General features: G+C 33.1%; 33 protein-coding genes and 1 tRNA gene. 20 read left to right on the top strand and 14 right to left on the bottom strand.

Annotation, left to right across the window (positions count from 1 at the left end; genetic code table 11):
* Positions 1–29: 29 nt before the first annotated feature.
* Genes WDZ98_RS00745 through WDZ98_RS00720 form a run of 6 tightly spaced genes read left to right on the top strand, consistent with a single transcriptional unit; the run spans position 30 to position 6660 of the window.
* Entirely contained in the window at positions 30–446 is a 417-nt protein-coding gene (locus WDZ98_RS00745) for a type II toxin-antitoxin system RatA family toxin (protein WP_368058593.1), read from the top strand.
* Between the two features lie 3 nt (positions 447–449).
* The gene (locus WDZ98_RS00740) at positions 450–1658 is read left to right on the top strand and encodes a glycosyltransferase (RefSeq protein ID WP_368058595.1); all 1209 of its coding nucleotides are present in this window, start codon (positions 450–452) and stop codon (positions 1656–1658) included.
* A 37-nt stretch (positions 1659–1695) separates the two neighbouring features.
* Entirely contained in the window at positions 1696–2835 is a 1140-nt protein-coding gene (locus WDZ98_RS00735) for a S1C family serine protease (RefSeq protein WP_368058597.1), read from the top strand.
* A 42-nt stretch (positions 2836–2877) separates the two neighbouring features.
* A complete protein-coding gene (gene cofG, locus WDZ98_RS00730) occupies positions 2878–4047 on the top strand; it encodes a 7,8-didemethyl-8-hydroxy-5-deazariboflavin synthase subunit CofG (RefSeq protein WP_368058599.1) in 1170 nt (389 codons plus the stop codon).
* Entirely contained in the window at positions 4044–5300 is a 1257-nt protein-coding gene (gene cofH, locus WDZ98_RS00725) for a 5-amino-6-(D-ribitylamino)uracil--L-tyrosine 4-hydroxyphenyl transferase CofH (protein ID WP_368058602.1), read from the top strand. Before cofG ends, cofH begins: the two co-directional genes overlap by 4 nt.
* Position 5301: 1 nt before the next feature.
* A complete protein-coding gene (locus WDZ98_RS00720) occupies positions 5302–6660 on the top strand; it encodes a TldD/PmbA family protein (RefSeq protein ID WP_368058604.1) in 1359 nt (452 codons plus the stop codon).
* A 19-nt stretch (positions 6661–6679) separates the two neighbouring features.
* Here WDZ98_RS00720 and WDZ98_RS00715 read toward each other — a convergent pair whose 3' ends face one another.
* Positions 6680–7618, bottom strand: coding sequence for a calcium/sodium antiporter (locus WDZ98_RS00715; RefSeq protein WP_368058606.1), 939 nt, complete (start codon positions 7616–7618; stop codon positions 6680–6682).
* A 180-nt stretch (positions 7619–7798) separates the two neighbouring features.
* Here WDZ98_RS00715 and WDZ98_RS00710 point away from each other — a divergent pair, with 180 nt between their 5' ends.
* From WDZ98_RS00710 to WDZ98_RS00660, 11 genes are all read left to right on the top strand, one after another.
* On the top strand, positions 7799–8146 hold the full coding sequence (locus tag WDZ98_RS00710) for a hypothetical protein (protein ID WP_368058608.1): 348 nt from the start codon (positions 7799–7801) through the stop codon (positions 8144–8146).
* Positions 8147–8168: 22 nt separating this feature from the next.
* A complete protein-coding gene (locus WDZ98_RS00705; RefSeq protein ID WP_368058610.1) occupies positions 8169–8894 on the top strand; it encodes a proteasome assembly chaperone family protein in 726 nt (241 codons plus the stop codon).
* Positions 8895–8943: 49 nt separating this feature from the next.
* Positions 8944–9966 carry a phosphoribosylformylglycinamidine cyclo-ligase gene (gene purM, locus WDZ98_RS00700; protein ID WP_368058612.1) on the top strand — a complete coding sequence of 341 codons (1023 nt, stop codon included), beginning with the start codon at positions 8944–8946 and terminating at the stop codon, positions 9964–9966.
* Between the two features lie 70 nt (positions 9967–10036).
* A complete protein-coding gene (locus tag WDZ98_RS00695; protein WP_368058614.1) occupies positions 10037–11281 on the top strand; it encodes a cation:proton antiporter in 1245 nt (414 codons plus the stop codon).
* Between the two features lie 70 nt (positions 11282–11351).
* The gene (locus tag WDZ98_RS00690) at positions 11352–12938 is read left to right on the top strand and encodes an elongator complex protein 3 (RefSeq protein WP_368058616.1); all 1587 of its coding nucleotides are present in this window, start codon (positions 11352–11354) and stop codon (positions 12936–12938) included.
* Positions 12939–12946: 8 nt separating this feature from the next.
* Complete coding sequence (gene lysS, locus WDZ98_RS00685) at positions 12947–14536, top strand: lysine--tRNA ligase (protein ID WP_368058618.1); 1590 nt, start codon at positions 12947–12949, stop codon at positions 14534–14536.
* A 1-nt stretch (position 14537) separates the two neighbouring features.
* Positions 14538–14738 carry a hypothetical protein gene (locus tag WDZ98_RS00680; RefSeq protein WP_368058620.1) on the top strand — a complete coding sequence of 67 codons (201 nt, stop codon included), beginning with the start codon at positions 14538–14540 and terminating at the stop codon, positions 14736–14738.
* 36 nt (positions 14739–14774) lie between these two features.
* Complete coding sequence (locus tag WDZ98_RS00675; RefSeq protein ID WP_368060890.1) at positions 14775–15557, top strand: DNA repair protein; 783 nt, start codon at positions 14775–14777, stop codon at positions 15555–15557.
* A 252-nt stretch (positions 15558–15809) separates the two neighbouring features.
* Positions 15810–15959, top strand: a complete 150-nt coding sequence (locus tag WDZ98_RS00670; RefSeq protein ID WP_368058624.1) for a hypothetical protein — start codon at positions 15810–15812, stop codon at positions 15957–15959.
* A 28-nt stretch (positions 15960–15987) separates the two neighbouring features.
* The gene (locus WDZ98_RS00665) at positions 15988–16287 is read left to right on the top strand and encodes a hypothetical protein (protein ID WP_368058626.1); all 300 of its coding nucleotides are present in this window, start codon (positions 15988–15990) and stop codon (positions 16285–16287) included.
* A gap of 36 nt (positions 16288–16323) precedes the next feature.
* A complete protein-coding gene (locus tag WDZ98_RS00660) occupies positions 16324–16497 on the top strand; it encodes a hypothetical protein (RefSeq protein WP_368058628.1) in 174 nt (57 codons plus the stop codon).
* A gap of 31 nt (positions 16498–16528) precedes the next feature.
* Here WDZ98_RS00660 and WDZ98_RS00655 read toward each other — a convergent pair whose 3' ends face one another.
* The 3 genes from WDZ98_RS00655 to WDZ98_RS00645 all read right to left on the bottom strand — a co-directional run bounded on the left by WDZ98_RS00655 (position 16529) and on the right by WDZ98_RS00645 (position 17723).
* Complete coding sequence (locus WDZ98_RS00655) at positions 16529–16861, bottom strand: hypothetical protein (protein ID WP_368058630.1); 333 nt, start codon at positions 16859–16861, stop codon at positions 16529–16531.
* A gap of 42 nt (positions 16862–16903) precedes the next feature.
* Entirely contained in the window at positions 16904–17416 is a 513-nt protein-coding gene (locus WDZ98_RS00650) for a ferritin (RefSeq protein WP_368058632.1), read from the bottom strand.
* 181 nt (positions 17417–17597) lie between these two features.
* The gene (locus WDZ98_RS00645) at positions 17598–17723 is read right to left on the bottom strand and encodes a hypothetical protein (protein WP_368058634.1); all 126 of its coding nucleotides are present in this window, start codon (positions 17721–17723) and stop codon (positions 17598–17600) included.
* A gap of 105 nt (positions 17724–17828) precedes the next feature.
* Here WDZ98_RS00645 and WDZ98_RS00640 point away from each other — a divergent pair, with 105 nt between their 5' ends.
* The gene (locus tag WDZ98_RS00640; protein WP_368058636.1) at positions 17829–18137 is read left to right on the top strand and encodes a hypothetical protein; all 309 of its coding nucleotides are present in this window, start codon (positions 17829–17831) and stop codon (positions 18135–18137) included.
* An 8-nt stretch (positions 18138–18145) separates the two neighbouring features.
* Here the strand turns inward: WDZ98_RS00640 and WDZ98_RS00635 are convergent, their stop codons facing one another.
* Positions 18146–18700: a DNA-3-methyladenine glycosylase I gene (locus WDZ98_RS00635; RefSeq protein WP_368058638.1), complete on the bottom strand. Its 555-nt coding sequence runs from the start codon at positions 18698–18700 to the stop codon at positions 18146–18148.
* Positions 18701–18750: 50 nt separating this feature from the next.
* Between WDZ98_RS00635 and WDZ98_RS00630 the strand changes: the two genes are divergently transcribed.
* On the top strand, positions 18751–19176 hold the full coding sequence (locus tag WDZ98_RS00630; RefSeq protein WP_368058640.1) for a hypothetical protein: 426 nt from the start codon (positions 18751–18753) through the stop codon (positions 19174–19176).
* On the opposite strand, the gene WDZ98_RS00625 is transcribed toward WDZ98_RS00630, so the two are convergent.
* The 8 genes from WDZ98_RS00625 to WDZ98_RS00590 form a co-directional block, all read right to left on the bottom strand.
* On the bottom strand, positions 19177–19569 hold the full coding sequence (locus tag WDZ98_RS00625) for a cyclic nucleotide-binding/CBS domain-containing protein (protein WP_368058642.1): 393 nt from the start codon (positions 19567–19569) through the stop codon (positions 19177–19179).
* Positions 19570–19822: 253 nt separating this feature from the next.
* Positions 19823–20188 carry a DUF5654 family protein gene (locus WDZ98_RS00620; RefSeq protein WP_368058644.1) on the bottom strand — a complete coding sequence of 122 codons (366 nt, stop codon included), beginning with the start codon at positions 20186–20188 and terminating at the stop codon, positions 19823–19825.
* A gap of 73 nt (positions 20189–20261) precedes the next feature.
* On the bottom strand, positions 20262–20789 hold the full coding sequence (locus WDZ98_RS00615; RefSeq protein ID WP_368058646.1) for a hypothetical protein: 528 nt from the start codon (positions 20787–20789) through the stop codon (positions 20262–20264).
* Between the two features lie 45 nt (positions 20790–20834).
* On the bottom strand, positions 20835–21197 hold the full coding sequence (locus WDZ98_RS00610) for a hypothetical protein (protein WP_368058648.1): 363 nt from the start codon (positions 21195–21197) through the stop codon (positions 20835–20837).
* Between the two features lie 38 nt (positions 21198–21235).
* A tRNA-Arg gene (locus WDZ98_RS00605) sits at positions 21236–21313 on the bottom strand.
* A 38-nt stretch (positions 21314–21351) separates the two neighbouring features.
* On the bottom strand, positions 21352–22173 hold the full coding sequence (locus WDZ98_RS00600) for a hypothetical protein (protein ID WP_368058650.1): 822 nt from the start codon (positions 22171–22173) through the stop codon (positions 21352–21354).
* Positions 22166–22603 carry a hypothetical protein gene (locus tag WDZ98_RS00595; RefSeq protein WP_368058652.1) on the bottom strand — a complete coding sequence of 146 codons (438 nt, stop codon included), beginning with the start codon at positions 22601–22603 and terminating at the stop codon, positions 22166–22168. The genes WDZ98_RS00600 and WDZ98_RS00595 overlap by 8 nt, the downstream gene beginning before the upstream one ends.
* Positions 22604–22642: 39 nt before the next feature.
* Positions 22643–23347: an MIP/aquaporin family protein gene (locus WDZ98_RS00590; protein WP_368058654.1), complete on the bottom strand. Its 705-nt coding sequence runs from the start codon at positions 23345–23347 to the stop codon at positions 22643–22645.
* Positions 23348–23449: 102 nt separating this feature from the next.
* Here WDZ98_RS00590 and bcp point away from each other — a divergent pair, with 102 nt between their 5' ends.
* Positions 23450–23914 (top strand): thioredoxin-dependent thiol peroxidase, encoded by a 465-nt coding sequence (gene bcp / locus WDZ98_RS00585; RefSeq protein ID WP_368058656.1) that lies wholly within the window; start codon positions 23450–23452, stop codon positions 23912–23914.
* A gap of 27 nt (positions 23915–23941) precedes the next feature.
* On the opposite strand, the gene WDZ98_RS00580 is transcribed toward bcp, so the two are convergent.
* Complete coding sequence (locus tag WDZ98_RS00580; RefSeq protein WP_368060888.1) at positions 23942–24883, bottom strand: trans-sialidase; 942 nt, start codon at positions 24881–24883, stop codon at positions 23942–23944.
* Positions 24884–24954: the final 71 nt, after the last annotated feature.

Raw genomic sequence — 24954 nt, 5'->3', positions numbered from 1 at the left:
ATTTAATGCGGAATAAATGATTACAACATATGGCTGTAATTCAGGTAGAAATAGAGATCAATGCGTCAATTGACAAAGTATGGGAGGTTATTTCAGACATAGATAATGAACCAAAATTTTGGAAGGGTACAAAAGAAGTCAGAAATATTTCAAAGGAAGGAAATACAATAAACAGAGAAATAACAATTGCCTTTAGAGACCAAAAATGTTTACAGCAAGTAAAAATTCATCCTAAAGAAAAAATCGAGGCCAAGTTCACCAAAGGTATTATCGAGGGTCAAAAAATAGTATCCATTACGGCTAAGGATGAAAAAACCATACTCTCAACATATTGGGATATTAAACTGACAGGTATGATGGGAGTATTTACAGGAGTGATAAAAAATCATATCAAAAGTGGTACAGAGCAAGCTATGCAAAGTATCAAAGAAGAGATAGAGCGATAATACATGGAGATAATTTTTGATTTTTTTAACTATGTGTTAATAGCAATTTTAATCGGAGTTTCAGGAGCGTGGGTATTTCTCATTAAATCAATGACGGACTCGTTCAGATTTTCACCACATCTAGATAAATTTAAAAATATTTCCAAATTAACTCCCAAAGTTTCAATTATTCTTCCAGCAAGAAATGAAGAAGAGTTTCTTGGAAAATGTTTAGAATCATTACTAGACCAAGACTATGAGAATTATGAAGTCATAGTAATAGATGATTCATCTGAGGATTCAACTGGAAAGATAATTTCAGAATTTGCTAAAAAAAATTCTAAGATCATCCATGTATCTGCAAAACCAAAACCTGATGGATGGATGGGTAAAAACTGGGCATGTATGGAAGGGTATAGAAAAGCAACAGGAGATCTTTTGTTATTTACAGATGCAGATACAAGACATTCTAAAAATGTAATATCATTAGCAGTCGCACATTTAATTTCGTTGAATTTAGATGCGTTATCTGTAATTCCAAAAATGTTGACGTTTGATTTCTGGACAAATATATCACTTCCAATGATATCCACATTTTTACACACTAGATTTTCAGCATTAAATGTAAACAACCCTTCAAAGAAAACAGCATATTTCTTTGGGAGTTTTTTCATCATGAAAAAAAAGACATACGAAGAAGTAGGAATGCATGAAGGAGTAAAACAAGAAATCATCGAAGATGGAGCACTAGGTAAAAAAGTAAAAGAATCAGGTTACAAAATGAGAATAGTAAGAGGAGAGCATCTAATAGATGCAGTGTGGGCACGAGATAAGATCACATTATGGAATGCACTTAAGAGATTAATGATTCCATTGTATTTACAAAGTGAAAAAATTGCAATAGGAAGTTTCTTGGCAACATTATTTTTGTTGTTTGTACCTTTTCCAATATTTGCAACATCAGTTTTTTTATCTGTTGAAACTACATCTGCAAAAATACTTTGTGTAACAGCTGCACTTGCATCATTTCTGATTTATGTTGGCGCAATAATAGAAACTAAAATTATGCTGAGATTACGATTAATTTATGCATTATTTGCACCATTGGGAGGATTGATAGTGGTTTTAGGATTTTTTGACGGGTTACTTCAGGCAAAAAAATCATCATCAATTTCATGGAGGGGGAGAAGCTATTCTATGAAAGATCATACCCAGAATTCAATCAGAGTATAGCAATCCTTTTAGATAGAAAATAAAGAATAAAAAACCCATGGACAAGTCAGGAGTATTTGTGGGCGGGGTTATTGGAGCCGCAATAACAATGGTAATTGTCGCAGTATTATTTATCTCACCTCCAGAATCATTAAAATCAGATACAGTAGAAATTAACGAACAAGTAATCAATACAGTTGAAGCATCTTCACTTTATTCAAAAAAGTTATCATTAATTGAGATTTTTGAAAAATCAGAACCAGGTGTAGTAAGAGTAAATGTACAAAGAAGTGAAACCGCCGAAGTAGTTGGAGGAGTAGGTTCAGGATTTGTTTTTGATAAAAAAGGACACATTATTACAAATGCTCATGTCGTAAATGACGCAATCAAAGTTGTAGTGACATTTCTTGACGGAAGATCATACAATGCAGAAATCATAGGGGCAGATGAATATACAGACATTGCAGTAATCAAAGTTAGTGCAGATTTAGCGCTTTTACACCCATTATTCATCGGAGATTCATCAAATCTAAAAGTAGGTGAACAGATAGCCGCAATTGGAAATCCATTTGGATTATCAGGTTCTATGACTTCAGGGATTATTAGTCAACTGGGAAGATTGCTTCCATCAGGTTCAGGATATTCAATCCCAGATGTGATTCAGACAGATGCTGCAATCAATCCAGGCAATTCCGGAGGTCCATTACTTAACATGCGAGGAGAAATTGTTGGCATAAACACAGCAATACAATCAGCCACAGGAGAGTTTACCGGTGTTGGATTTTCAGTACCATCACAAACGATTGCAAAGATTGTTCCAACACTGATTGAAAAAGGGGAATACAAACATCCATGGATTGGAATTTCCGGAAGAGACATAGATCCAGATTTAGCAAAAGTTTTGAATTTAAACGAAGCCGTAGGATTTTTAGTGATTACAGTTGTTGAGGACAGTCCTGCATTTAATGCAGGACTAATTGGAAGTGAGAAAACTACAGAAGTTGACGGAGTTAAATATCCAATCGGAGGAGATATCATTTTATCAGTAGACGGAATTGATGTAAGAAAGATTGATGACATATTGATTCATCTGCAAAGGGCAAAATCAATAGGAGATGAAATGATTTTAGAAGTTTTGCGAGATGGTAGAACTACAGACATCACAATCACACTACAAGAAAGACCAAATACGAATTAATCCAATACAAGCATAAATACTCCCAATCAAGAAATCTTTCTATTGAACAATCTTGTCTTAGACTCTGAGAGTTTAAACAATGTTTTAGAAAACAAACCAATAACACGTCATGAAGTTATTGAAATATATCAAAAATCCATAAAGAATCCCAATGACATTTTATTAGTTGCTCAAAATTTGAGGAAAAAATTTAAAAAAAACTCTGTAACATTTTCAAAAAAAGCATTTTTCAATATCATTAATCTCTGTAAAGATACATGTTCGTATTGCACATACAAGGCAGAGCCAGGCGAAGCAAAACTTTCTTTGATGTCAAAACAACAGACAACAGATCTATTGCAACTTGCAAAGAAATACAGATGTGTTGAAGCACTTTTTGTTACAGGAGAACAACCAGAAAAAAAATATGAAGAAGCAAGAGAATGGCTAAAAAATAATGGATTCAAATCAACCGTAGAATATCTAGTACATGCATCAGAACTTGCATTAGAGCAAGGATTGTTTCCGCACACAAATGCAGGGAACCTGAATTTTGATGAGATGAAGGAATTAAAGAAAACTAATGTTTCAATGGGAGTTATGCTTGAAAATGTTAGTGAACGATTATCAGAGAAGGGAATGCCACATTATTTAGCAGCAAGCAAGAGACCAAAAGCAAGATTAGAAATTTTAGAGAACTCTGGAAAACTAGGAATTCCAATGACAACAGGTATTCTTGTAGGAATTGGAGAAACAATTGAAGAGGTCATAGATTCATTATTTGCAATAAAACAACTAAATCAAAAATATGGAAACATTCAAGAGATAATTTTACAAAACTTTCAACCAAAACCAGATACATTTATGAAAAATGAACCATCAACAGATGAACAATATTTCAAAACAGTAGTGGCATTGTCTAGAATCATCATGCCTAAGATGAACATACAGATTCCACCAAATTTATCACCCAAATCATATCAAAGCTTCTTAACAGTTGGAATAAATGATTGGGGTGGAATCTCACCATTAACTCCAGACTTTGTAAATCCAGAATTTGCTTGGCCTGAAATTAATAATGTGGATGAAAATTCAAAAAAAGCAGGATTTAATTTAAAATGCAGATTTCCAATATATCCAGAATTCTTTTCTTTTATTAGTAAAGAGTTAAGAGATAAGATGGCAGTGATTGAAGACGAGGATGGATACGTAAAAGAGGAATATTGGAGATGACAACTAACATAGATTCTATTTTTAGAAATGCTGATCCAATAATATCAGATATACTAAACAATGCATTATCAGAAAAAGAGATATCTGTAAATGACGGATTAGAACTGTTTAATGCAATTGGAGTGAATTTTCATCTGGTAGGACTAGTTGCAGATGAATTAAGAAAAAGAAGAGTTGGGAATATCGTATCATATGTAGTGAATAGAAATATCAATTTTACAAATGTATGCATAAAACAATGTGGTTTTTGTGCATTCAGTAGAGATTTCAGAGAAGAAGAAGGATACTTTTTACCAACAGAAGAAATCGTCCGAAGAGCAAAAGAAGCATATTATTTGGGAGCAACCGAAGTATGCATTCAAGCAGGACTTCCGCCAGATATGAGGGGGGATTTGTATGAGAGTATTTGCAGAGAGATTAAAAAAGAGATTCCGGATATCCATATTCATGGATTCTCACCTGAAGAAATTCTATACGGTTCTTTAAGATCAAATGTTTCAATAGAAGAATTTTTGAGTAGAATGAAAGAGGCAGGTGTGAACACTCTTCCAGGAACTTCAGCTGAAATTCTTGATCAAAATCTAAGAGACAAGATTTCACCAGGCAGAATAAGTGTAAAAGATTGGGAAAGAGTCATCAAAAGTGCTCATAAAATTGGAATTCGTACAACATCAACTATGATGTTCGGACATGTAGAGACATTAGAAGACAGAGTAAAGCACATTGTAAAACTAAGAGAAATTCAAAAAGAGACCAAAGGATTTACGGAATTTGTTCCATTAAATTTCATTCATACTGAAGCTCCAATGTTCAAACATCAATTACATGAAGGAATAAGACATGGAGGTAATGGAAATGATGTATTACTCACACATGCAATTGCTAGAATCATGTTAAATAATTACATCAACAACATACAAATGTCATGGGTAAAAGAAGGCCAAAAAATGTCTCAGCTGCTATTAATGTGGGGAGCAAATGATTTTGGAGGGACATTGATAAATGAAAGCATTTCAACATCTGCAGGTTCGGAACATGGTCAATTACTAAGACCAAAAGAAATTAAAAGAATGGTAAAAGAAATTGGAAGAATTCCAGCTGAGAGAAATACGGAATATGAAATTCTAAAAAAGTTTGATGAGGAAAATGAAATAGAGGATAAACTAGATATGGTTTCAGATAGACAATTTGGATCTTATGCTGAATTAATAAAAATAAATAAATTCAATTATAAAAATCCAAGGAAGCAGTAGATTGACAGCCTTAGACAAGGCATTAAATCATTCAAAAAAAAGTGGAATCGATGAATGTGAAATCGTTGAAATTAAAAAGAAAATCACAACAGTTAGAATCACAGATTCAAATATTGCAGAAGTCAAACAAAATTATGATAAAAGTTACGGAATCAGATTAATTCATGATAAAAAAATATCATCGATTCAAACAACAAATGAACAGAGATTAGAGAAAATAATTAACAACACATTTCAAACATTAACAAAGTTGAAGTCAGGGGAATTTTGGAAAGGGTTACCATACAAAACATCACAAAAAATGCTAAATGGAACATTTGATAAAAATCTTGAGCAAATATCAGGTTCAGAAACAATGGATATCGCTCAAACTATGATTAATTCAGCAAGTAATAGTAAAGTAACAGCGATTACAGGATCACTGAATATAGTATCTGAAGACTTTGAATTAGTGAATTCAAACGGATTAAATTTTAAAGAAAAAGCCACATACATTTCAGGAATAATTAATTCGGAATCAGAATACGGAATACTTTCAGTGTCAGGAATTGGACATAACTGTGGAAGAACATTAACAAATTTTACTCCAGAACAGATAGGAGAAGATGCAAAAACGATGTGTATTGAATCAATAAATCCACAAAAAATTGATTCCGATTCATATTCTATAATTTTTGAACCGTATTCAGTGGGAGAATTATTAGCATTTGTTGTTGCATCTAATTTTAATTTTAAAACATATTCAGAGAGAAAAAGTTGTTTTTCAAATAATTTAGAAAAAGAAATAGCTGTTAAAGAATTAAACTTGATTGATGACCCACACATTCCGGAAGGAATTGGAACAAAATCAGTTGACGATGAAGGAATTGAAACTAGAAAAAATAATCTGATCGAAAAGGGTATTTTTAAAAATACCTTTTCAAATCTTTTTGATAGTTACAAAGAAGGAAGGCAATCTACAGGTAATGCATTACGACAGGGTTCGCCCATTGGGAAAAGTTCAGAGCCAATTCCAATGTCATCTCCACATAATCTCAAAATAAGTTCAGGAGATCAATCTCAAGACGAGATGATTAAAGAAACAAAGCAAGGATTACTAGTAGGAAGATTATGGTACACATACGCAGTAAATCCAATTAAAGGAGATTTTTCATGTACTGCACGAAGTGGCATTAGAATTATCAAAAATGGTGAAATTATATGTCCAGGAAAATCAGTAAGAATAATCCACAACCTGCCAACAATGATGAAAAATATTTCAGCGATTGGTAATAATCAAAGAAAGGTCATTCAGTGGGCATCTCTTCCATCAATTACTCCGTCAATAAAGGCTGAAAATATTTCAGTAAATACAATATGAACCCAAAAACAGGCACAAATTACTTAAAAAAAGCGATTATAAGATAAGCAACATAACCAACACCCAGACAAATCCCCATAGTCCTACTGAGTATTCCAGTTTTCAAAGCAATGAGTAGTGAAGCACTAAAAACCAGCATAACTGCATAATCAACATAAACATCAACTCCAACCATTACACCACCAAGAGCAGCACCAACTCCCATGATCATTAAAATATTGTAGATATTACTTCCTATAATATTTCCAACACCGATATCAGTATGGCCTTTTCTAATTGCTATAATAGATGTAATTAATTCCGGAAGGGAAGTTCCAATTGCTATCACAGTCAAACCAATTATCTTTTCAGATAATCCAAATTCTTTAGCCAAGATTACAGCATTGTCAACTGTGAGAATAGCACCAACATATAGAAGAAGAACGCCTATACCGATTAATCCTGTAGATTTAAGATACAGGTTTTTTGGAGAGTTTTCTTGAACCTCTTCTTTATTTTCTGCTCGTTGTTTAACTACATCTTTGTATGTATAGTATCCAAAGACTCCAAATCCAGAAAGTAATAGTATACCATCATATGAAGAAATTTCACCATCAATAGACAGTATAATCAATAATAAAGAAACCCCCAACATAATCGGAATTTCTTTTCTCAATGAAGATTTACTTACGGCAACAGGAACAAGTATAGCAGCAATACCAATCACCATTCCAATGTTTGCAATATTACTTCCAACAATATTTCCAAGAATAATTGCACTGTGTTCGCCAGCTGCTGCCATACTAGCTGCAAGTTCAGGAGTAGAAGTACCATATGCCACAATAGTCATACCAATTACAAGATTACTGATACGAAATTTTCTTGCAATTGCAACACCACCGCTAACTAACCAGTTACCACCAAAACACAACATAACCAAACCAACTATTGTCAAGATTACATTTATCGTAATTTCCACTAACTGATTTTAGTGAGGGGTTGTTTAAACTAAAAGACACACTATAATTTCACAATTCAAATAATTCACGTTAATGCTAAAAAGCACAATTTAGGCACAAACAGGTGTAAAAAAACCAGCTGAAAAGATCAACAAAGCTCAAGTTAAAGACTAATAAGGTAATGTACCGTACAATACGGTATGATGCGAGCAAGACTAACATATGTGCCACTTGAAGTGGCAGACCAGTTTGAAGATTTTATCATAAAAAGAGATGAAGAAATTCTAGGAGCAGTAAAAGCAAGAACAAGAGATTACAGTACACTATCACTGTTAAAATTATTGTATCAGCTTAGAGGAAATCCAATGACATTTTCAGATCTATATTCAAAATCAAAGATTCGAATGAAAAAATCATTTCTAAATTATTTACATCTGTGTGTAGATTACAACTTTATTAGAAAAGAAGCATCTGGAGCAAACATGATCTATACCATAACAGACAAGGGAAGAATCATGTTGAATCTCTTTATCAATAAAGGTAATTAGACAGAACAAATCGACGTAAACAGTGCAAAAAGAATTTCCAGAAGCTGAAGTTTTTGAAATTAAAAAGATTGAATTAAAGAATCCAATAGTTTTTGCAGGATTTGTAGGTGCAGGTTTAGTAGGTCCTGTTGCAATTAACCATATCATCACAGAATTGGAAATGGAAGAGATTGCAGTTATGAGATCAAAATACATGCCACCATCAACTGTATTCATGCGGGGCAGATTACGTCACCCATTTCGATTTTATGCAAATAAAGAAGGTACAATTTGTACAATAATTTGTGAAATAACATTAAGAATGGATGGACTGTATTCGCTAGTATCATCGATTTTAGATTGGGCAGCACAAAAAGGATCTAAAGAAATTGTAATTTTAGATGGAGTTGCAAGCACAGAACATGACGGTAAAGCATACTGTGCAGCAGAAGAAGATTTGGTAAGAACAATGGCAGATAAAGACATCAGTATGATTCCACAAGGATTCATTACCGGAATCCCAGGAGGCATACTAAATGAGTGCCTAGTTAGAGAGATTCAAGGCATAGCACTATTAGCAAAAGCAAACAAAACAATACCAGATTCAGCAGCAGCAGCCACGTTAATTGAAGCATTAAACAGATTTTACCATATGAAAATAGATACATCAGAACTTCAAAAAGACAAAGATAGGATTAGTTCAGAATTCAGCGAGTTATCTCAAAAATATGCAGAGCATAGAGAAGAGATATCCGGAATGTACATGTGATCGAAACAGTAAGCAAATTCTTTTATTCACAGCATATGCGCATCAAACTATGGCTCTAACCTACAAAAAAGCAGGTGTAGATATTTCTAAAATTAAACAAAGCCAAAAAGAAATTGGAAAATTAATTGCGTCAACACACAAACTACAGAAAAAAGCAAAGATGATGCATGGATTTGGTCACTATGCAGGGATAGTAGAAATTCCAGGAGGAAAACTCTTAGCCACACATACCGATGGAGTTGGAACTAAAGTTGTAATTGCAAATATGATGAAAAAATACAACACAATAGGAATCGATTGCATAGCAATGAATGTTAATGACATAATCTGTATTGGAGCAACACCAATTTCATTTGTAGATTATATTGCAGCAAACAAAAATGATATAACAATATTCAAAAAAATTGTAGAAGGATTAGTAACAGGTGCAAAGAAATCAGCGATGCCAATTGTGGGAGGAGAGACAGCAATAATGCCAGATGTGATAGAAGGGAAAGGATTTGCATTTGATTTAGCAGGAATGGTGGTAGGACTGTTAGAGAAAAAAGAGGTGGTTCTTGGAAATAAAATAAAGGCAGGAGATATCATCATAGGCATAAACAGTTCAGGCATTCATTCAAACGGATACTCGCTTGCGAGAAAAGCACTATTGACAAAATATTCTATCAAAGACAAAGTCAAAGGAGTAGGAATGATAGGAGAAGCACTACTAAAACCAACTGAAATTTATACAAAACCAGTTCTTGAGATCAATCAAAAATGTATAGTCAACGGGTTTGCACATATAACAGGAGGCTCATTTACCAAATTACTGCGTCTCAAAAACATAGGGTATGATATAGATTCACTGCCAAAAATTCCACCAATCATGGGATTGGTAGAAGAACAAGGAGTAACTCCAGAAGAAATGTACAAGACGTTTAACATGGGAGTTGGATTCTGTGTGATTGCGCCAAAAGATCAGGCGACAAGGATAAAATCCATTTTCAAAAAACACAAAATTTCAAGTCAAGAGATAGGACAGATTATTTCCAAGAAAGGGGTTTTTGTAAATTCAAAAAAAATTGCTTAATTTAACAACAACAAAATAATTTTTAACCTAATATCACCTTATATGACTGATTTTTTAAGTTCTGTAAGAGATGGCAGCAGAAGCACATTTTATTGAAACAATTATCGGAGTAGGCATTCTTCTTTTTGCTGCCAAATTAATGGCAGAGGTTTTCCTAAGATTAAAGCTGCCAATCGTACTAGGAGAACTTTTGGCAGGAATGATTGTAGGACCATTTGCGTTAGGAGGATTTTTAGTAGTTGACGGAAAACAACTAGTACACATAAGCGATGAAATTAAAATTCTTGGAGAAATGGGAGCAATTGTAATTCTGTTTATGGCAGGATTAGAAATGACTCCAAAAGAATTTCTCAAAGGAGGAAAAGCATCATTTACTGTTGGGACATTGGGAGTAGTAATTCCATTTTTTGCAGGTCTTGTAGTTTTCCAAATGTTTGGATTTGACGCATTACAATCAATGTTGATTGCAACTGCACTAACTGCCACAAGTATTGCAATTTCAATTCAAGTTCTAAGCGAATTTGGTAAAATAAAAACTCCAGAAGCCAGATTAATTATAGGCGCAGCAGTGGTAGACGATATTTTGGCAATTGCAGTACTATCAGTAGTGTCATCTATTGCAGGTTCAGATGGAGGAGTTAGTGATATTGACATTACAAAAGTCACAATCACGATTTTACAAGTTTTGGCATTCTTTGCAATAATGCTCATAGTTGCAGTAGTAGTAATTCCAAAAATAATCACACCAAGATTATGGAAAGCTAAAGGCAGTGTAGAAGGCATAGCAACAGCGTCGTTTTTTGGTGCAGCGGCACTTGCAGGATCAATTGGATTATCACCGATTGTGGGTGCGTTTGCAGTAGGAATGGCATTATCAACTACCAAAGTGTTTGAGAAAATAGAGAATTACATTGGGAAGGTGGGTTTGATTTTTGCACCATTATTTTTTGCAATTATCGGAGCACAGGTGGATCTTAGAGCAGTAGATTTGAATATTTTGATGTTAAGTGGGGTGGTAATTGTAATTGCGATTGTAACAAAACTATTTGGGTGTGGATTACCTGCAATGTTATTTTTGAAAAATAAACAACAAGGACTGCGTGTAGGTATTGGAATGATTTCAAGAGGAGAGGTAGGATTAATTGTTGCAGGAGTTGGAGTAACAGCTGGAATTCTCACATCAGAGGTATACTCTACAATTGTAATCATGGTAGCAGTAACAACTATCATCACACCAATATGGCTAAAAATGGAATACCGAAAAGAACAGAGAAGTAACGATGCAGCAAATGCTAGTAAGACTGTAACTAAATAATAAACAAAAACAAGCACAAAAACTCCCCAAATTATTTAACGAATTTATGTCTAAATCAAGGTGAATACTCATGAATAAATTAAATTCTGTTTTATCCAAAGCATGTAGTGAGATCACTCAGAATATTCTAACAATTCATGAACCTAGTAAAAAACAAGTAAAAGAAGAAATCATAAAAATTTGTACAAAATATGCATTAGAAAGAATTCCTAAAAATTATGAGATTCTATCAATGGCAAAAGAAGCCGATTTTGATAAATTAAGAAAAGTACTCGTAAGAAAACCAGCCAAAACAGCATCAGGTGTAGCAGTAATAGCATTAATGCCAAAACCATATGCATGTCCACATGGCAGATGCACATATTGTCCTGGAGGAATTGAATTTAATTCTCCGAACAGCTACACAGGAAAAGAACCATCATCTCTAAATGCAATTGAAAATAAATTTGATCCAAAATTACAAATCACATCGAAGATTGAAAAATTAATTGCATTTGGACACGATCCATCAAAAATGGAAATTGTAATTGTAGGAGGAACATTTCTATTTATGCCAAGAGACTATCAAAAAGATTTCATTAAATCATGTTATGATGCACTAAATGGTACAGATTCAAAAGATTTGGAAGAAGCAAAATCCAATAATGAACGTGCGTCAATAAGAAATGTAGGATTTACAATAGAAACAAAACCAGATTATTGTAAAAAAGAACATATAGATTTGATGTTAAGTTATGGAATTACAAGAATAGAGATAGGAGTGCAATCATTACAAGAACGAGTCTATAAAATAGTGAACAGAGGTCATAACTACAATGATGTGATTGAATCATTTCAAATTTCAAAAGATGCAGGATACAAATTAGTTGCACATATGATGCCAGGATTACCCACAATGAAACCAGAAGAAGACATCGGAGATTTTAAAAAATTATTTTCAGATCCTCAATTACGTCCAGACATGTTGAAAATTTACCCATCACTGGTTATTGAGAATACACCATTGTATGAAGAATACAAACAAGGAAAATACACCCCATATTCAGATAAAGATATGATCAATGTTTTAACAGAAGCAAAAAAAGAGATTCCAAAATGGGTCAGGATTATGAGAGTTCAAAGGGAAATAACACCTAATGAAATCATAGCAGGACCAAAATCAGGAAATTTAAGACAGATCGTTCATCAGAATCTAGCAAAACAGGGATTCTCATGCAAATGTATTAGATGTAGAGAGGCAGGGTTAACAGATAAGAAATTTGATAGTAGAGATATAAAATTAAACAGAATTAATTATGATTCATCAGGAGGAAGAGAAGTTTTCTTGTCTTATGAAGACGGTGATGAATCAATTTATGGATTTTTGAGATTAAGAAAACCAAGCAATAAAGCACACAGAGATGAAATTAATCAAGATACATGTATAGTACGAGAAATTCATGTATACGGAAAATCATTGAAACTTGGAGAAAAAGAGGAAGATGAAATCCAACATTCAGGATTAGGAAAAAATTTGATGCGAGAAGCTGAAAAAATATCTAAAGAAGAGTTAGATGCTAAAAAATTGTTAGTGATTAGTGCAGTAGGTACAAGAGAATATTATCAAAAATTAGGGTATTCGTTATATGGGCCATACATGTCCAAGACATTAAACTAGTGAAAAAAATGACAGAGCAAGAAATTATCGGGAAAGGAATTTGGATTGACAAGTTAGCTTCAGAATTACTTGAACGAGAAGAATCTCTTGGACGAAATACAAATCTTTTAAGAGTAGAGAGCGGTCTGGGCGCATCAGGGATTCCACATATTGGAAGTCTAGGGGATGCAGTGAGAGCATACGGGGTAAAACTTGCATTAGAAAATTTAGGATACAAATCAGAATTAATTGCATATTCAGATGATTTAGATGGATTAAGAAAAATTCCAGAAGGGATGCAGGAGTTTGGGTTAGAAGAACACATTGCAAAACCAGTTTCATTAATTCCAGATCCTTATGGATGTCATGACTCATACGGAATGCATATGAGCAGTATTCTACTAGAAGGATTAGACAGAGTTGGAATAAAATATGAATTTAGAAGGGCAATAGATACTTACAAACAAGGATTACTAAAAGAACAAATCCACACAATATTACAAAATAGTGCAAAGATTGGAGAAAAGATTTCAGAACTTGTAGGACAAGAAAAATATCAAAAATATTTACCATATTTTCCAGTGTGTGCAAATTGTAATCGTCTCTACACTGCAGAAGCTTCGGAATACATTACAGATGAAAAGAAAGTAAAGTATACTTGTCACGATACAGAAATTGGCTCAAAAAAGGTCAAAGGCTGTGGGCACATAGGAGAAGCAAACATTGCAAAAGACCTTGGCAAACTAGCATGGAAAGTAGAATTTGCAGCCAGGTGGGCAGCATTTGACATTAGATTTGAAGCATATGGTAAGGATATCATGGATTCAGTTAAAGTAAATGATTGGGTAGCAGATGAAATTTTAGGATTTCCACACCCACATCATGTGAAATATGAGATGTTTTTAGATAAAGGAGGAAAAAAGATTTCAAAATCATTAGGTAATGTTATCACCGCACAAAAATGGTTAGAGTTTGGTAATTCAAAATCAATCCTGTTATTACTATACAAAAGAATAACAGGTGCAAGAGAATTAGGATTTGACGACATTCCAGGATTGATGAGTGAATACAACGAGCTAGAAGATATCTATTTTGGAAGAATCAAAGTAGACAATCAAGCAAAATTGATAAAATCGAAGGGATTGTATGAATATGTAAATCTACTAACACCGCCAAAACAACCAAGCACACATGTAAACTATAGACTAGTAGTAGAACTAGCAAGAATCTTCAAAGAAAATAGAAATGAACGTGTAATGAAGAAACTGTTGGATTACGGAGTAATCAAAAATCCAGAACCAGAAATAGAAAAACTCATAGAACTAGCAGGAAATTATTCGAATGAATTTGATGAGCAAGAAAGAACACAAGTGGATTTAGATGAAACTTCAAAAAATGCATTAAAGATACTTGTAAATGCATTATCAGGAGATGAAGAACTAGAAGATATTCAAAATACAATATATCAAATTGCAAAAACAAATGGAGTAGAACCAAAAGATTTCTTTAAGATATTATATCAAATTATACTTGGAACATCAAGAGGTCCAAAAATAGGGCCATTTATTTCAGATATTGGACGAAAGCAAGTAGCAAAAACACTTTCTGAGTATGTATAATATGGTTCACGGAGAGCACAATAAATCAAAAAATAGTGGAGGTTTTGCATTAATTATTTTAGGTGCATTATTACTATTTCTTGCACCACAAGAAAGTACAGTTTCATCAGGATTAAACATAGTTGCATGGATTGGCGGAATTGCCATTGGAGGTATCGGGTTTTATCTAAAATTCTTCAAATGGCGAAGAAAACAGGATTAGAGAAAGATTCATCTTTTGGAGAAAATTGATGTAGGCATGGGATTTTTCGGTAAAAAGAAAATAGAAGAGCCAAAAATAGAAAAAAATGATGAAAATAATCTAGAGTCTGAACTAGTATCAGAAATAGAAAAACTGCAAATCAACATCAAAGAGAAACAAGAAGAGCTAGACAACATCACACAGCGCGTTAATACTGTAAAAGAAGAATATGATATTACAATTAGCAACATAATGATTGTGAAAAAAGAGCTTAATCAAAAAAAGATGGAATTGGACATAATTCAACGAGAATACAAAGAAACAAGAGAAAGAAGTAAAAAAGCAGAAACGATCAAAGACACAAAAATAATAGATGAATTTAACAAGACAGAGGAAAAATATTCAAAAATAAAACAAGAGTTAGAGGAATTTACAAAAAAACATGAAGAGGTAAAAGAGCAAATAACACAAGAACAGGCTACACTTCATAGAATTAGAAAACAACAAGTGGAGGTTGAAAAAGAATTAGATGAAGCAAATTCAAGACTGTATAATGCAAAAGAAGAATTAGAGAAAAAAGATCAATTTCAGGATACAAGTATTCTAACTCCATCTGAAAAAGAATTCATATCTGGAGAAAATAAAAATCAGAATAACAATGCAGGAATAATTGAAGCTGCAAGTGTAGTGGTAGGCTCACTAAAATCAAAACTTAACATGACACAAAAAGAATTAGATGCTGTTCAATCATTATTAGAAAAAGAAAGAGAAGCACATGAAAAAACAAAAAAAGAATTTGAAAAACTCAAAGCATCTGTTGGGTCTGTAAGTGAAGTATAATTTTTAAAAATCTAGAATTTCAAAAAGAACAACAGGTATTGTTTTGAAATAAAACAGAGTTAATTTTCATAATCATCGCATAAATTCAGCCATTTCTATTGAAAAGAAGAAAAATGCAATTCCACCACCAATAATTGCAATCCATGCAGCAATTTGTTTGATTTTAGACATGTAAACATTATTTTTCAGCGTATTATTGAATCTAATTGAATCCTCAGACATCTATAATTAGACAGAAAACAACTAACAGCAATGGCAAATATCAAAGATATTGGAAAATTCTTTTTATTTATAGTCGGAGGGTTAGTCGCTATAATAGTAGGCTCATTTATGATTAGAGGAACAATGCACATGTGGGACAAACCAGGAAATGAAAAATCAAATGAAAAAAATAAGGACTAAAAAGTAAGTTTCAATTAATAAAACTAAATTGTTACAAGATTCATCAATTAGAAGATCATTAGATCAATACATTCAAAGAAGAATTCAAGAAATCCCAACTGAAATTAAGCAGACATTTCCAGCAATTAAACAAATTTGGAAATGTGAAAACGAATTAGATTTTCTTTATGGATATTATGTTGGAAAAATTGAGGAAGGTGCACTTCATTACTTATTAAAAGCAACTCGAGCATCAGCGGGCGGATATGTAGATACTTTTGAAATAAGAGGAATAATTGAAACCCATAAGAGAGATTTACAAAATACAATAAAGTCTGCAATCAATTAGTGAAGTAAAAATAGTACACCAACTGCATGAAAGTGTATGGTAGGACCAAAAGATGGAGGGTTTGGATTTGATCAGTCAAAAAAATATACTAGTGTAGAAAATCTAGACGAGATTTGCGTACAATGCCAAGCTGGCCAACATAAAAAATGTCTAAAAAAATCAAAACAACAAGAAGTTTGTGAATGCGAACACTGTATGATATATGGTTAAAGAGATACAAAAAAATTCAAAATTATAAAGATTAAAGAGAAGATAACTTGTTTTCCAAGTCTTGAATTTCTTTCTGATATGAATCAGAAATATTCTGTGCAAATTCTTTATGTGCGGAAATAATTACAATCAATGCATCCTTGTATTCCATATGACCTTTCTTTAAGATATCACATGATTCAAGTGAGATGATATGTCCAGTGACAATAGCCGTTGCTCCTTTTTGGTTAAATTTTACAATCCCTCCAAACGCTTCAATGAGCATATATGCTGATTCTGCCTTACACTTGTAGGTAACTCTCCCAGTTTCTGTATTGAATAATTGAGTAATACCACCTGGTTTTCTAGTTACAGTGACTGTCATAAAACAATTGAAAATAATGAGGTATTAATTATTTTAGAAAAATTACGCTGTAGTATCAGGTGATGTTGCCTCTGATGCAAGAAACTTGTCAATCTCGTTTATTCCTAGCTTGTCTCTTCCAAGAAGATCAAACTTTTGTAAAATTGTTTCAAACTTTGTTTCTTCCTGTACTTGTTCATTTACAAACCATTCTAGAAATGCATATGTTGAATGATCTTTTTCTTTCTGTGCAATCTCAACCATGTTGTGAACTGCTTTAGTTACAGATTGTTCATTTTTCAATGCAGTTTTAATTAGTCCTTCAAGTGAAGTGTATGAACTAGTTGGTGCTTTAATTGCAGGAACTGTGGCAACTGCACCTAACGCGTTTAGAAAATGAACTATTTTTAGCATATGAGTTCGTTCTTCATCAGATTGTGCATAAAAGTAATTTGCGGCGCCCTGATACCCCGTTACCTCACACCATGATGCCATTGCAAGATAGCTGTTTGATGCAGATGCCTCGAGAATCACTTGATCGTTTAATGCCTTTTTCATTTTAGGAGATAATTTCATACTTGTAGTATTGAATAGATTTTTTGTATTAAAAAACTTACGGAAATTATGAAGTTTTAAGAGAGACACATACACATGAAAAATTGGTTCTATCATGAATTTCGTTGCCGTATAGACCTGAATATGAATAAATAAATTGGACATCATGAAGATATGTCCCATATCCAGTTATTTCACATTTTTAAAAATCCCAAGTCTGAATAACGGCACCAGTCCTAGTAGATTGTACCAGATGAGACACTCCAATTGCAGTACTTGCAAACAAAATTCCAGGCCCCGCGGTTTTAGAAAATGTGGAAAATCTCAACTCAGTTTTATCAAATATTATATTAAATTGTAGAATATAACCTAAAATAAATACAAAGTCAATTTTAAGATTAAGTTTAATAAGTTAAAATATTTAGTTTTTATAATGTTGTTCGGAGTTTTTGCATCACATAGTCCAGAATCATGTCCAATAAACAATGAAAAAAGTAAAAAAATATTCATGAAACTTAGAACCAACATGGAACATGAAATGAAAAAATACAGCATCAATAAAATTGTGGAATTTTACATGTCAGTTCTAGAACATGAATGGATCATAGTGATTGATGCAACTCATGCACATGACATAGAAAAGCTCTGCATCGATGTAGGGATTTCATCTCTAAGTACTGTCAAAATAGTTCCAATGAATCTATATGATGACACGCTCAAAAAGTTTGAAGCAGAAAAATAAGATTTAGATTATTTTTGATGTAAAAAGCATTCAGATGTATGATCATTTACCATACCAATAGCTTGCATTAAAGCATAGCAAATGGTCGGTCCAACAAAATTAAATCCACGTTTTTTTAGATCTTTGCTTAGTTTTTCAGAAATTTCGGTAGATACAGGTAATTGAGATTGATTTTTAAATTTATTTAGAATGGGGGTATAATTAACAAACCCCCATAGATACTTGTCAAAAGTCCCAAATTCTTTTTGAACCTTGAGAAACTGTTTTGCATTATTTATTGTTGAATTCACTTTGAGAGTGTTTCGAATAATCGATTCATTTTGAAGTAATTTTTCTACTTGTTTTTGAGTATATTTTGAAACTTTTTTGGCATCAAAATTTGAAAATGCCTTTCTATAACCAGCCCTACGTTTGAGAATAGTAGTCCATGACAAGCCAGCTTGGGCACCTTCCAATATCAAAAATTCAAACAATTTTTGATCATCATGTTGAGGAACACCCCATTCTTCATCATGATATGTGATATTAGGTTCATCTTTAGCCCATTGACACCTCTTTTTCATAGTTTGGTTTATGAAATGATTCAAAATAACAGTTACCAAAGAGACGGGACATGAAGTTAAATCCACAATTATTGCAAATTAATAGAAACTTTCTCATTTGTTTTGTCATTTCAGCGTCACTATCAGCAATAGCTGCTCAACTACTTGGAGATTATGAAAATTATTTCAACACAACAATTACTATAATTATTGGATACATTGTGTATTTTACAATTTTTTCGGGATTGTTTTATCTAGACAACAAAGAACGTTACAAATCGATGAAATCAAAATTGATCAGAAAAGAATTACTGTCTTTGATATCATCATTTGGTTTAGGTGAGATAGTGTATCTTGTCATAAGATGGCCCACATTGTATTATTTTCTTGAAATTGGAATAGAACCATACTTGGCATCGTTAATTTCAGAAATTATTGCAACCGCATGTTATATGATATCAGTTACAATATTTCTTAGAAGAACAAAAACTTTTTAGTTATTTTACTAGTTGCGTAACTAAATCAGTAGAGGTTATTATTCCAACAATATTACCATTTTCAGTAACAGTAAGTTTTCGAATTTTTTTACTCGTCATTCTTTCAGCTGCTGCGGAAATGGATTCATTATGATTAATGGTGATTAGAGGCGATGACATTATTTTTTTAGCAGGAGTGTCAAAAGGTAAGTTATTTGCAGCAATTTTTGTTGCAAAATCTCTATCAGTTACAATACCAACAGGATTGTCATTTTCTTTGACAATAATTGCACCAATTCCTCCTTGTTCCATCATCTTGGCAATTTGTAATACGGTCGTAGATGTATTTACAGTGATTAATGTCCTAGTCATAATATCTTGGACACGAATGGAGGAAAAATCATCACGACTCATAACTAATTCACATCAAAACAGAATTTAAAGGATCTTTTAGATATAAGAAAAGAATCCAGTCAAGAATGGACATCATAAATATCATTACAGGGATAAGCATAATCCTGTTAGGAATTACGATGATATTTGTTGGAAATTATTTCAGTAAAAAAATAGGCATTACACACGTAGTAATCTATTTCATGGCATCATTTGTGATTTTTACAGGAATACTAGTTTTTCTATTATATGACAAAACATCAATTTTTTAAAACTATTTAGAAAGAAATTTGTCTTGGCTTGCTGCATGATCTTTTACATTATGTTCTATTAATACAGATTCAACTTTAGTTGTAAAGTCACATAATTTACAAGAATATGTCTTCACAATAATGGTTTTTGCTTTGGATGCAGCACGAGCTACAATAATTGTCAAGATAACTGCAATAATTGTAATGAAGATAGCATAAACAATCATAGGACCTACCTGATCTTGAGTTCCAAATAGTTCTTTGAATAATAATTTGATAGCATCATTCCATGCAAGTGCAGCAACAAGACCAAATGCAGCAGTAATTAATGCAGCAATTTTATCAAGGATTTCTTGTTTGATTGAATTAGATTGTTCGTTTTCACTCAAAATAGATCCACACCAGTTTTTGCTCAGAGATATTAAAAGTTTGAGTTGTCAAGACAACGGAAATATCAATAATCTAAATTTTAGAGAGAATTTTTTTCTTTTTTTCTTGAAATTCTTTATTTGTGATAATTCCTGCTTTTTGTAAATCTCCAAGTTTTTTCAACAGATCTAAATTTTTATGTTTAGAGGTTTTGATATTTTTTCCGGCCTCAAGTCCTGCTTTGATTCCAGATTTTGTTTTCTTTTTTAATCTAGAGCCCAAGATGTTACCCTTGATAGATATTTTTTTACTAATGGCATATCCTTTTTTCTTTGCTTCTTTGATTATCTCCTCAGATTTTTGCCTTGTAACATCATCAATCAATTTGTGATTTTTTGCCATTTGGCCCAATTCACGAGTTTTTTTGTGAACTAAGCGTGTCTGTAATTTTAAATCTTTTATAATTTCACTTTTTGTTTTACGTTTAAATCGTCTTGTATATTCTTCAATTACCAATACAGGAAATGGGCTGTACTCGACATCAAGATAATATTTGATGATAGTGTCATCAGGTAATGTTTGAAGATATTCTTTGATTGATTTTTCTGATTTTAATTCCATGGTTTTAATTCAATGTATACTCTTAAAAAGATTCAAAATTAAAAATTAATTTTGATTTTCGTAATAGAGTTTGATTACTTTGTCAACGATCACATTAGTATCACAATCTTTTTCGGTACTCACAAGTAACAAGTAATCATCACCAAGATAAAATGAAAAGCGTTTAATCGTATCATATTCTGCCAAAGTGTATTTTGTTTTACCAAGCCATTTGGCCATCTCTTTTCTGGATTTCCAATCAAGAGTGGCAAGGGTGACAAGTTCTTTTGATGCACGCTCTGAGAGCAAACTTTCTACTCCATTTCTCATTCCACCTCCAACTTTAACTGACCACTCGTCAAAAACGGTAGCAAATCTAATCTTTGGATCGGAATCTAAAATTTGTGAGCAGAATTTTCCATAATCCATTGATAGTATGAGATAACAGGAATTATTAGAGTTTTAAATGGCGGGCTCGGTCGGATTCGAACCGACGACCTAACGCTCCGCAAGCGTTCGCACTATCCATGCTGTGCAACGAGTCCGAAAAGTTTGGGGGATTTACGCTTAATTTGGATTGCGATTAGTTGGATTCTGCAAAAATATACATTACTTCATCTGATTCATGAAAAGTCCAGGCGGCAGGTAAAGAAATAGATTGAACAGATTTTAGATTATTATTTTCAATCAATGTACCCCATCCAGCTGCATTTTTAGGATCTGGAACATATTTTTGAGATAAAGTTCCAGCAAACACCCAACCGATTTTTTGTTTTAGATTTGACATTAAAGTTATTTTATCTAAAACGCCAGTTGCAAGAAAGGTTCCACCCATTTGTGCTAATCCACCAATGAAAAATACAGGTTGTGAAAGATTCAACAAAGTATAATCAAATGTGACAGCATCAGAACAATGGGGATTAAAATTCAGTATTGAGGTCAATTGATTTTGTAAATCTACAAGCATGTTATCAATTTCAATGCTGTATGAAGTCATGTCCAAAATTTTAGCACAATATGCAATTCTACCATCACCTGAACCAATATCAATTACTTCAGAATATCCCATTTCTTTTGCAAGTAAGACTCCAACATATCCAGACATTATCCAGGTTGGAGAAAAAGGTGCTTTGCTTGAATTATGTTGAATACTATTTAGCCAATATTTGTTGATATCTCCTTCATATACAATACAATCAACTGAACCAATTTTTTTCTCAAATGAATTGTAGTAAATGGGATTTTTGATTGCAAATCTATGTAACAAATCTAAATGATCTTCTTCAATTGGAAATAATTCAGATTTTGATTTTGGAATTAATTCTTGAATTTGGCTATTTCCGACATATACATTAACAAATTCTTTTTTTAGTTCAACCAAATTTTTTGCAATTTCTTTAATCATGAGTAATACCAAATTCATATTGTTCAACAAATTCTTTAGTACTCATATTTTGACGTAATTCTTCAAATAATCTAGCGTCTGACTCTATCTGTTCTTTTGATTTTTCGCCAAAATTTCCAGATTGTAAATTCTTTGTCAATTCCTGAATGGTTACAGATAATTTTTGCAGAATTTTAGGATGGATGGTAGAATCAAATTTTTCAGAGATTAGATTTTCAGATTCGTGAATTTTTTCCAATAACTCTTTAGGCTCAAAACCAGCCTGCTGTTTGAGCATCGTGACCATAGAAGAGACATTCATGACTTGATAGTATGTTTCGACAATTTCGTGAATATTCATATCAGTTTTGTTATTTGCAATATCAATTAGATTTTGAAGTTTTTGAGATTCAGAAACAAACATGGAAAAAACATCATCTGGAGAAGACATATAGAAAATTAAAAGATCAAATTTTTAAAAATGTTAGGATTATGCTTCTTTTTCTGCAGGTTTGGTGTAGACATAATTCATTATCAAACCTGCAATGATTCCGCCCAAAATTGGTGCTGCCCAATATAGCCAGTGGAATTCCCAAAAGCCAGAGATTAATGCAGGACCAAAGGTTCTTGCAGGATTGACGGATGCACCAGTTAGGGGCACTGCAATTAAGTGAATTAGAAATACCATGCCACCGATTGTAAATCCGTGCCATCCAGGAGATGCCTTTTTGTGAACTGCAGTCATAAAGATCACAGTTACCAAGAAGAATGTCAAGATTGCCTCAATTGCAAATCCAGAACCAATACTGTTGTTGATCAAGTCACTTGGGCCACCTTGAGTTCCAAAGTGGACTTTAGCACCAAGTTCAGGCAATATCGCCATAAGTGTTGCAGCAGCTGCAACAGCACCAATTAATTGTGAAATAATATATGCAATTCCATCGACGATTCCAATTTTTTTTGTTATCATCATGGGAATTGTAACTGCAGGATTAATGTGAGCGCCAGATACATGTCCAAATGCATAGACCATCAAAGCAATGGCACCACCATGTCCCAGAGAAATGAACAACACAGATTCAGTTGTCAGTTGTTCACCAAATGCAGAGATTGCAAGGATTACTGAGAGTGGGCCAAAGAATACTAGTGCATAAGTTGCAATTGCTTCTGCAAGATATGCTCTAGGATTAGCCATAAACTAAAAAACCCGCGAATATCCATATAAAACATTCGACCACATTCTTCAAAACAATAGATCTCAAAAAGTAATTAATTACTGAACAATTCTTCAGAAATCATGGTTTCTGAAGGCGATTCTGTTCCAAAATTTGAGGCCAATGATGCAAATGGTAATAAAGTAAAATCAAGTGATTTTAAAGGTAAAAAACATGCCATCTATTTTTACCCAAAAGATTTCACTCCAGGATGCACTACAGAAGCAGATGAATTTTCTAAAGATTATAAAAAATTCCAGAAAGAAGGAATTGAAATAATTGGAGTCAGTCCAGATGACATAGATTCTCATAAAAAATTCTGTGATAAAATGGGAATCAAATATACATTGCTAGCCGATGTTGATAAAAAAATCTCAAACTTGTTTGGAGTTTGGGGTAAGAAAAATTTCATGGGTCGAGAATATATGGGAGTTATGAGAAGTACTTTTCTTGTAAATGAAAAAGGAAAAATTTTTAAAATATATCCAAAAGTAAAACCTGCGGGCCATTCTAAAGAAGTATTGGAAGAATTTCTAAATTTAAAATAAAAAGTAAAAGAAAAGATGGTTGAAAGATTAGAAGCCTTTTGGTAGCGTACCTCTAGACGATTTTGGAGCTTCTGGTTTTTGTTTTGGTTCAAACCCTTTTGGCAAAGTACCTCTGCTTGCTGTAGACCTAGCTTTTGCTTCAGCTACAAGTAATTCGTCAAATGCTTTTTCGTCAGATACTCTTTGTTGTTCTATTCTTTGCAAATAATCTGCCTCATAGTCTGCAAGTTTTTCTTGTCTAGACTTTCCATCATTAGCAACATATGTTGACTGTTGTTGTGGTGGAGCTTGCTGTGCTTGTCCCGTGCCTTTTGGCAAAGTTCCTTTTGCTGGCTTTGGTGGTTCTGGTGTTGGAGTTTGTTGTGCTTGTGCAGCAACGCCTTCAACTGACATATTGATTCCACTAAAACTTCCAAATGTTTTATCAGCAGGATGATATGCTAGTCTTGCTCGTGTTGCATAGTATTGGTTTGACATTGCGGTGTAACCAGTTACTTTTGCTTTTTGATCATTCCAATTTTTGGTTGGAACTTTTCCTACAGGAGCAGTTCGTCTTACATAGTATCTGTTAGGAGCTGGAGAATAGCCTGTTACTTTTGCTCGGTAATCATGGAATGATGTCATTCGAGCATTCGTGTATGCATTCTCTAATGCTGCTTGTATGGTTGCTGGGAGTTGCGATGTTGTTTCAGCTGGTTTTGGTGCATCTGCAGGTTTTGGTGCTTCTGCGGGTTTTGTTTCCATTCCTTTAGGTAGAACACCTTTAGGTTTGGTAGTTGTTGTAGAACTTTCAGATGGTTTTGTTTCAGCTGGTTTAGATTCTGCTGGTTTTACTTCGGCAAGTTTTGTTTCTGCGGGTTTTGGAGCAGGTTTTGATGCTAGCTGTGTTGCTAATTTTGTTAATTTTGCCTCTAATTCAGCAATTTTAGATTCGAGATCTTTTTTTGTACTTGCTTTTTTTGCTGCCATTCCTTACAGTAAATAGTGCATTGTTTATTTACATTTTGATCATCCAAAAATATTATTCAAATTAATTAGTA

Source organism: Candidatus Nitrosopumilus sp. (assembly GCF_040878665.1).
Taxonomy (GTDB): domain Archaea; phylum Thermoproteota; class Nitrososphaeria; order Nitrososphaerales; family Nitrosopumilaceae; genus Nitrosopumilus.
The sequence above is the reverse complement of the archived record's forward strand: the minus strand, read 5'-3'. Positions and strand labels throughout refer to the sequence as shown.

What these genes read in the sequence shown, in the direction of transcription:
- WDZ98_RS00580 (WP_368060888.1), bottom strand. Translation starts at nt 24,883, where the DNA reads ATGGCAGCAAAAAAAGCAAGTACAAAAAAAGATCTCGAATCTAAAATT.
- WDZ98_RS00670 (WP_368058624.1), top strand. Translation starts at nt 15,810, where the DNA reads ATGGCAAATATCAAAGATATTGGAAAATTCTTTTTATTTATAGTCGGA.
- WDZ98_RS00625 (WP_368058642.1), bottom strand. Translation starts at nt 19,569, where the DNA reads ATGAGTCGTGATGATTTTTCCTCCATTCGTGTCCAAGATATTATGACT.
- WDZ98_RS00745 (WP_368058593.1), top strand. Translation starts at nt 30, where the DNA reads ATGGCTGTAATTCAGGTAGAAATAGAGATCAATGCGTCAATTGACAAA.
- WDZ98_RS00710 (WP_368058608.1), top strand. Translation starts at nt 7,799, where the DNA reads ATGATGCGAGCAAGACTAACATATGTGCCACTTGAAGTGGCAGACCAG.
- cofH (WP_368058602.1), top strand. Translation starts at nt 4,044, where the DNA reads ATGACAACTAACATAGATTCTATTTTTAGAAATGCTGATCCAATAATA.
- WDZ98_RS00655 (WP_368058630.1), bottom strand. Translation starts at nt 16,861, where the DNA reads ATGACAGTCACTGTAACTAGAAAACCAGGTGGTATTACTCAATTATTC.
- WDZ98_RS00660 (WP_368058628.1), top strand. Translation starts at nt 16,324, where the DNA reads ATGGTAGGACCAAAAGATGGAGGGTTTGGATTTGATCAGTCAAAAAAA.
- lysS (WP_368058618.1), top strand. Translation starts at nt 12,947, where the DNA reads ATGACAGAGCAAGAAATTATCGGGAAAGGAATTTGGATTGACAAGTTA.
- WDZ98_RS00595 (WP_368058652.1), bottom strand. Translation starts at nt 22,603, where the DNA reads ATGTCTTCTCCAGATGATGTTTTTTCCATGTTTGTTTCTGAATCTCAA.
- WDZ98_RS00590 (WP_368058654.1), bottom strand. Translation starts at nt 23,347, where the DNA reads ATGGCTAATCCTAGAGCATATCTTGCAGAAGCAATTGCAACTTATGCA.
- WDZ98_RS00650 (WP_368058632.1), bottom strand. Translation starts at nt 17,416, where the DNA reads ATGAAATTATCTCCTAAAATGAAAAAGGCATTAAACGATCAAGTGATT.
- bcp (WP_368058656.1), top strand. Translation starts at nt 23,450, where the DNA reads ATGGTTTCTGAAGGCGATTCTGTTCCAAAATTTGAGGCCAATGATGCA.
- WDZ98_RS00600 (WP_368058650.1), bottom strand. Translation starts at nt 22,173, where the DNA reads ATGATTAAAGAAATTGCAAAAAATTTGGTTGAACTAAAAAAAGAATTT.
- WDZ98_RS00735 (WP_368058597.1), top strand. Translation starts at nt 1,696, where the DNA reads ATGGACAAGTCAGGAGTATTTGTGGGCGGGGTTATTGGAGCCGCAATA.
- WDZ98_RS00690 (WP_368058616.1), top strand. Translation starts at nt 11,352, where the DNA reads ATGAATAAATTAAATTCTGTTTTATCCAAAGCATGTAGTGAGATCACT.
- WDZ98_RS00635 (WP_368058638.1), bottom strand. Translation starts at nt 18,700, where the DNA reads ATGAAAAAGAGGTGTCAATGGGCTAAAGATGAACCTAATATCACATAT.
- WDZ98_RS00680 (WP_368058620.1), top strand. Translation starts at nt 14,538, where the DNA reads ATGGTTCACGGAGAGCACAATAAATCAAAAAATAGTGGAGGTTTTGCA.
- WDZ98_RS00630 (WP_368058640.1), top strand. Translation starts at nt 18,751, where the DNA reads ATGAAGTTAAATCCACAATTATTGCAAATTAATAGAAACTTTCTCATT.
- WDZ98_RS00610 (WP_368058648.1), bottom strand. Translation starts at nt 21,197, where the DNA reads ATGGATTATGGAAAATTCTGCTCACAAATTTTAGATTCCGATCCAAAG.
- WDZ98_RS00615 (WP_368058646.1), bottom strand. Translation starts at nt 20,789, where the DNA reads ATGGAATTAAAATCAGAAAAATCAATCAAAGAATATCTTCAAACATTA.
- WDZ98_RS00675 (WP_368060890.1), top strand. Translation starts at nt 14,775, where the DNA reads ATGGGATTTTTCGGTAAAAAGAAAATAGAAGAGCCAAAAATAGAAAAA.
- purM (WP_368058612.1), top strand. Translation starts at nt 8,944, where the DNA reads ATGGCTCTAACCTACAAAAAAGCAGGTGTAGATATTTCTAAAATTAAA.
- WDZ98_RS00695 (WP_368058614.1), top strand. Translation starts at nt 10,037, where the DNA reads ATGGCAGCAGAAGCACATTTTATTGAAACAATTATCGGAGTAGGCATT.
- WDZ98_RS00740 (WP_368058595.1), top strand. Translation starts at nt 450, where the DNA reads ATGGAGATAATTTTTGATTTTTTTAACTATGTGTTAATAGCAATTTTA.
- WDZ98_RS00640 (WP_368058636.1), top strand. Translation starts at nt 17,829, where the DNA reads ATGTTGTTCGGAGTTTTTGCATCACATAGTCCAGAATCATGTCCAATA.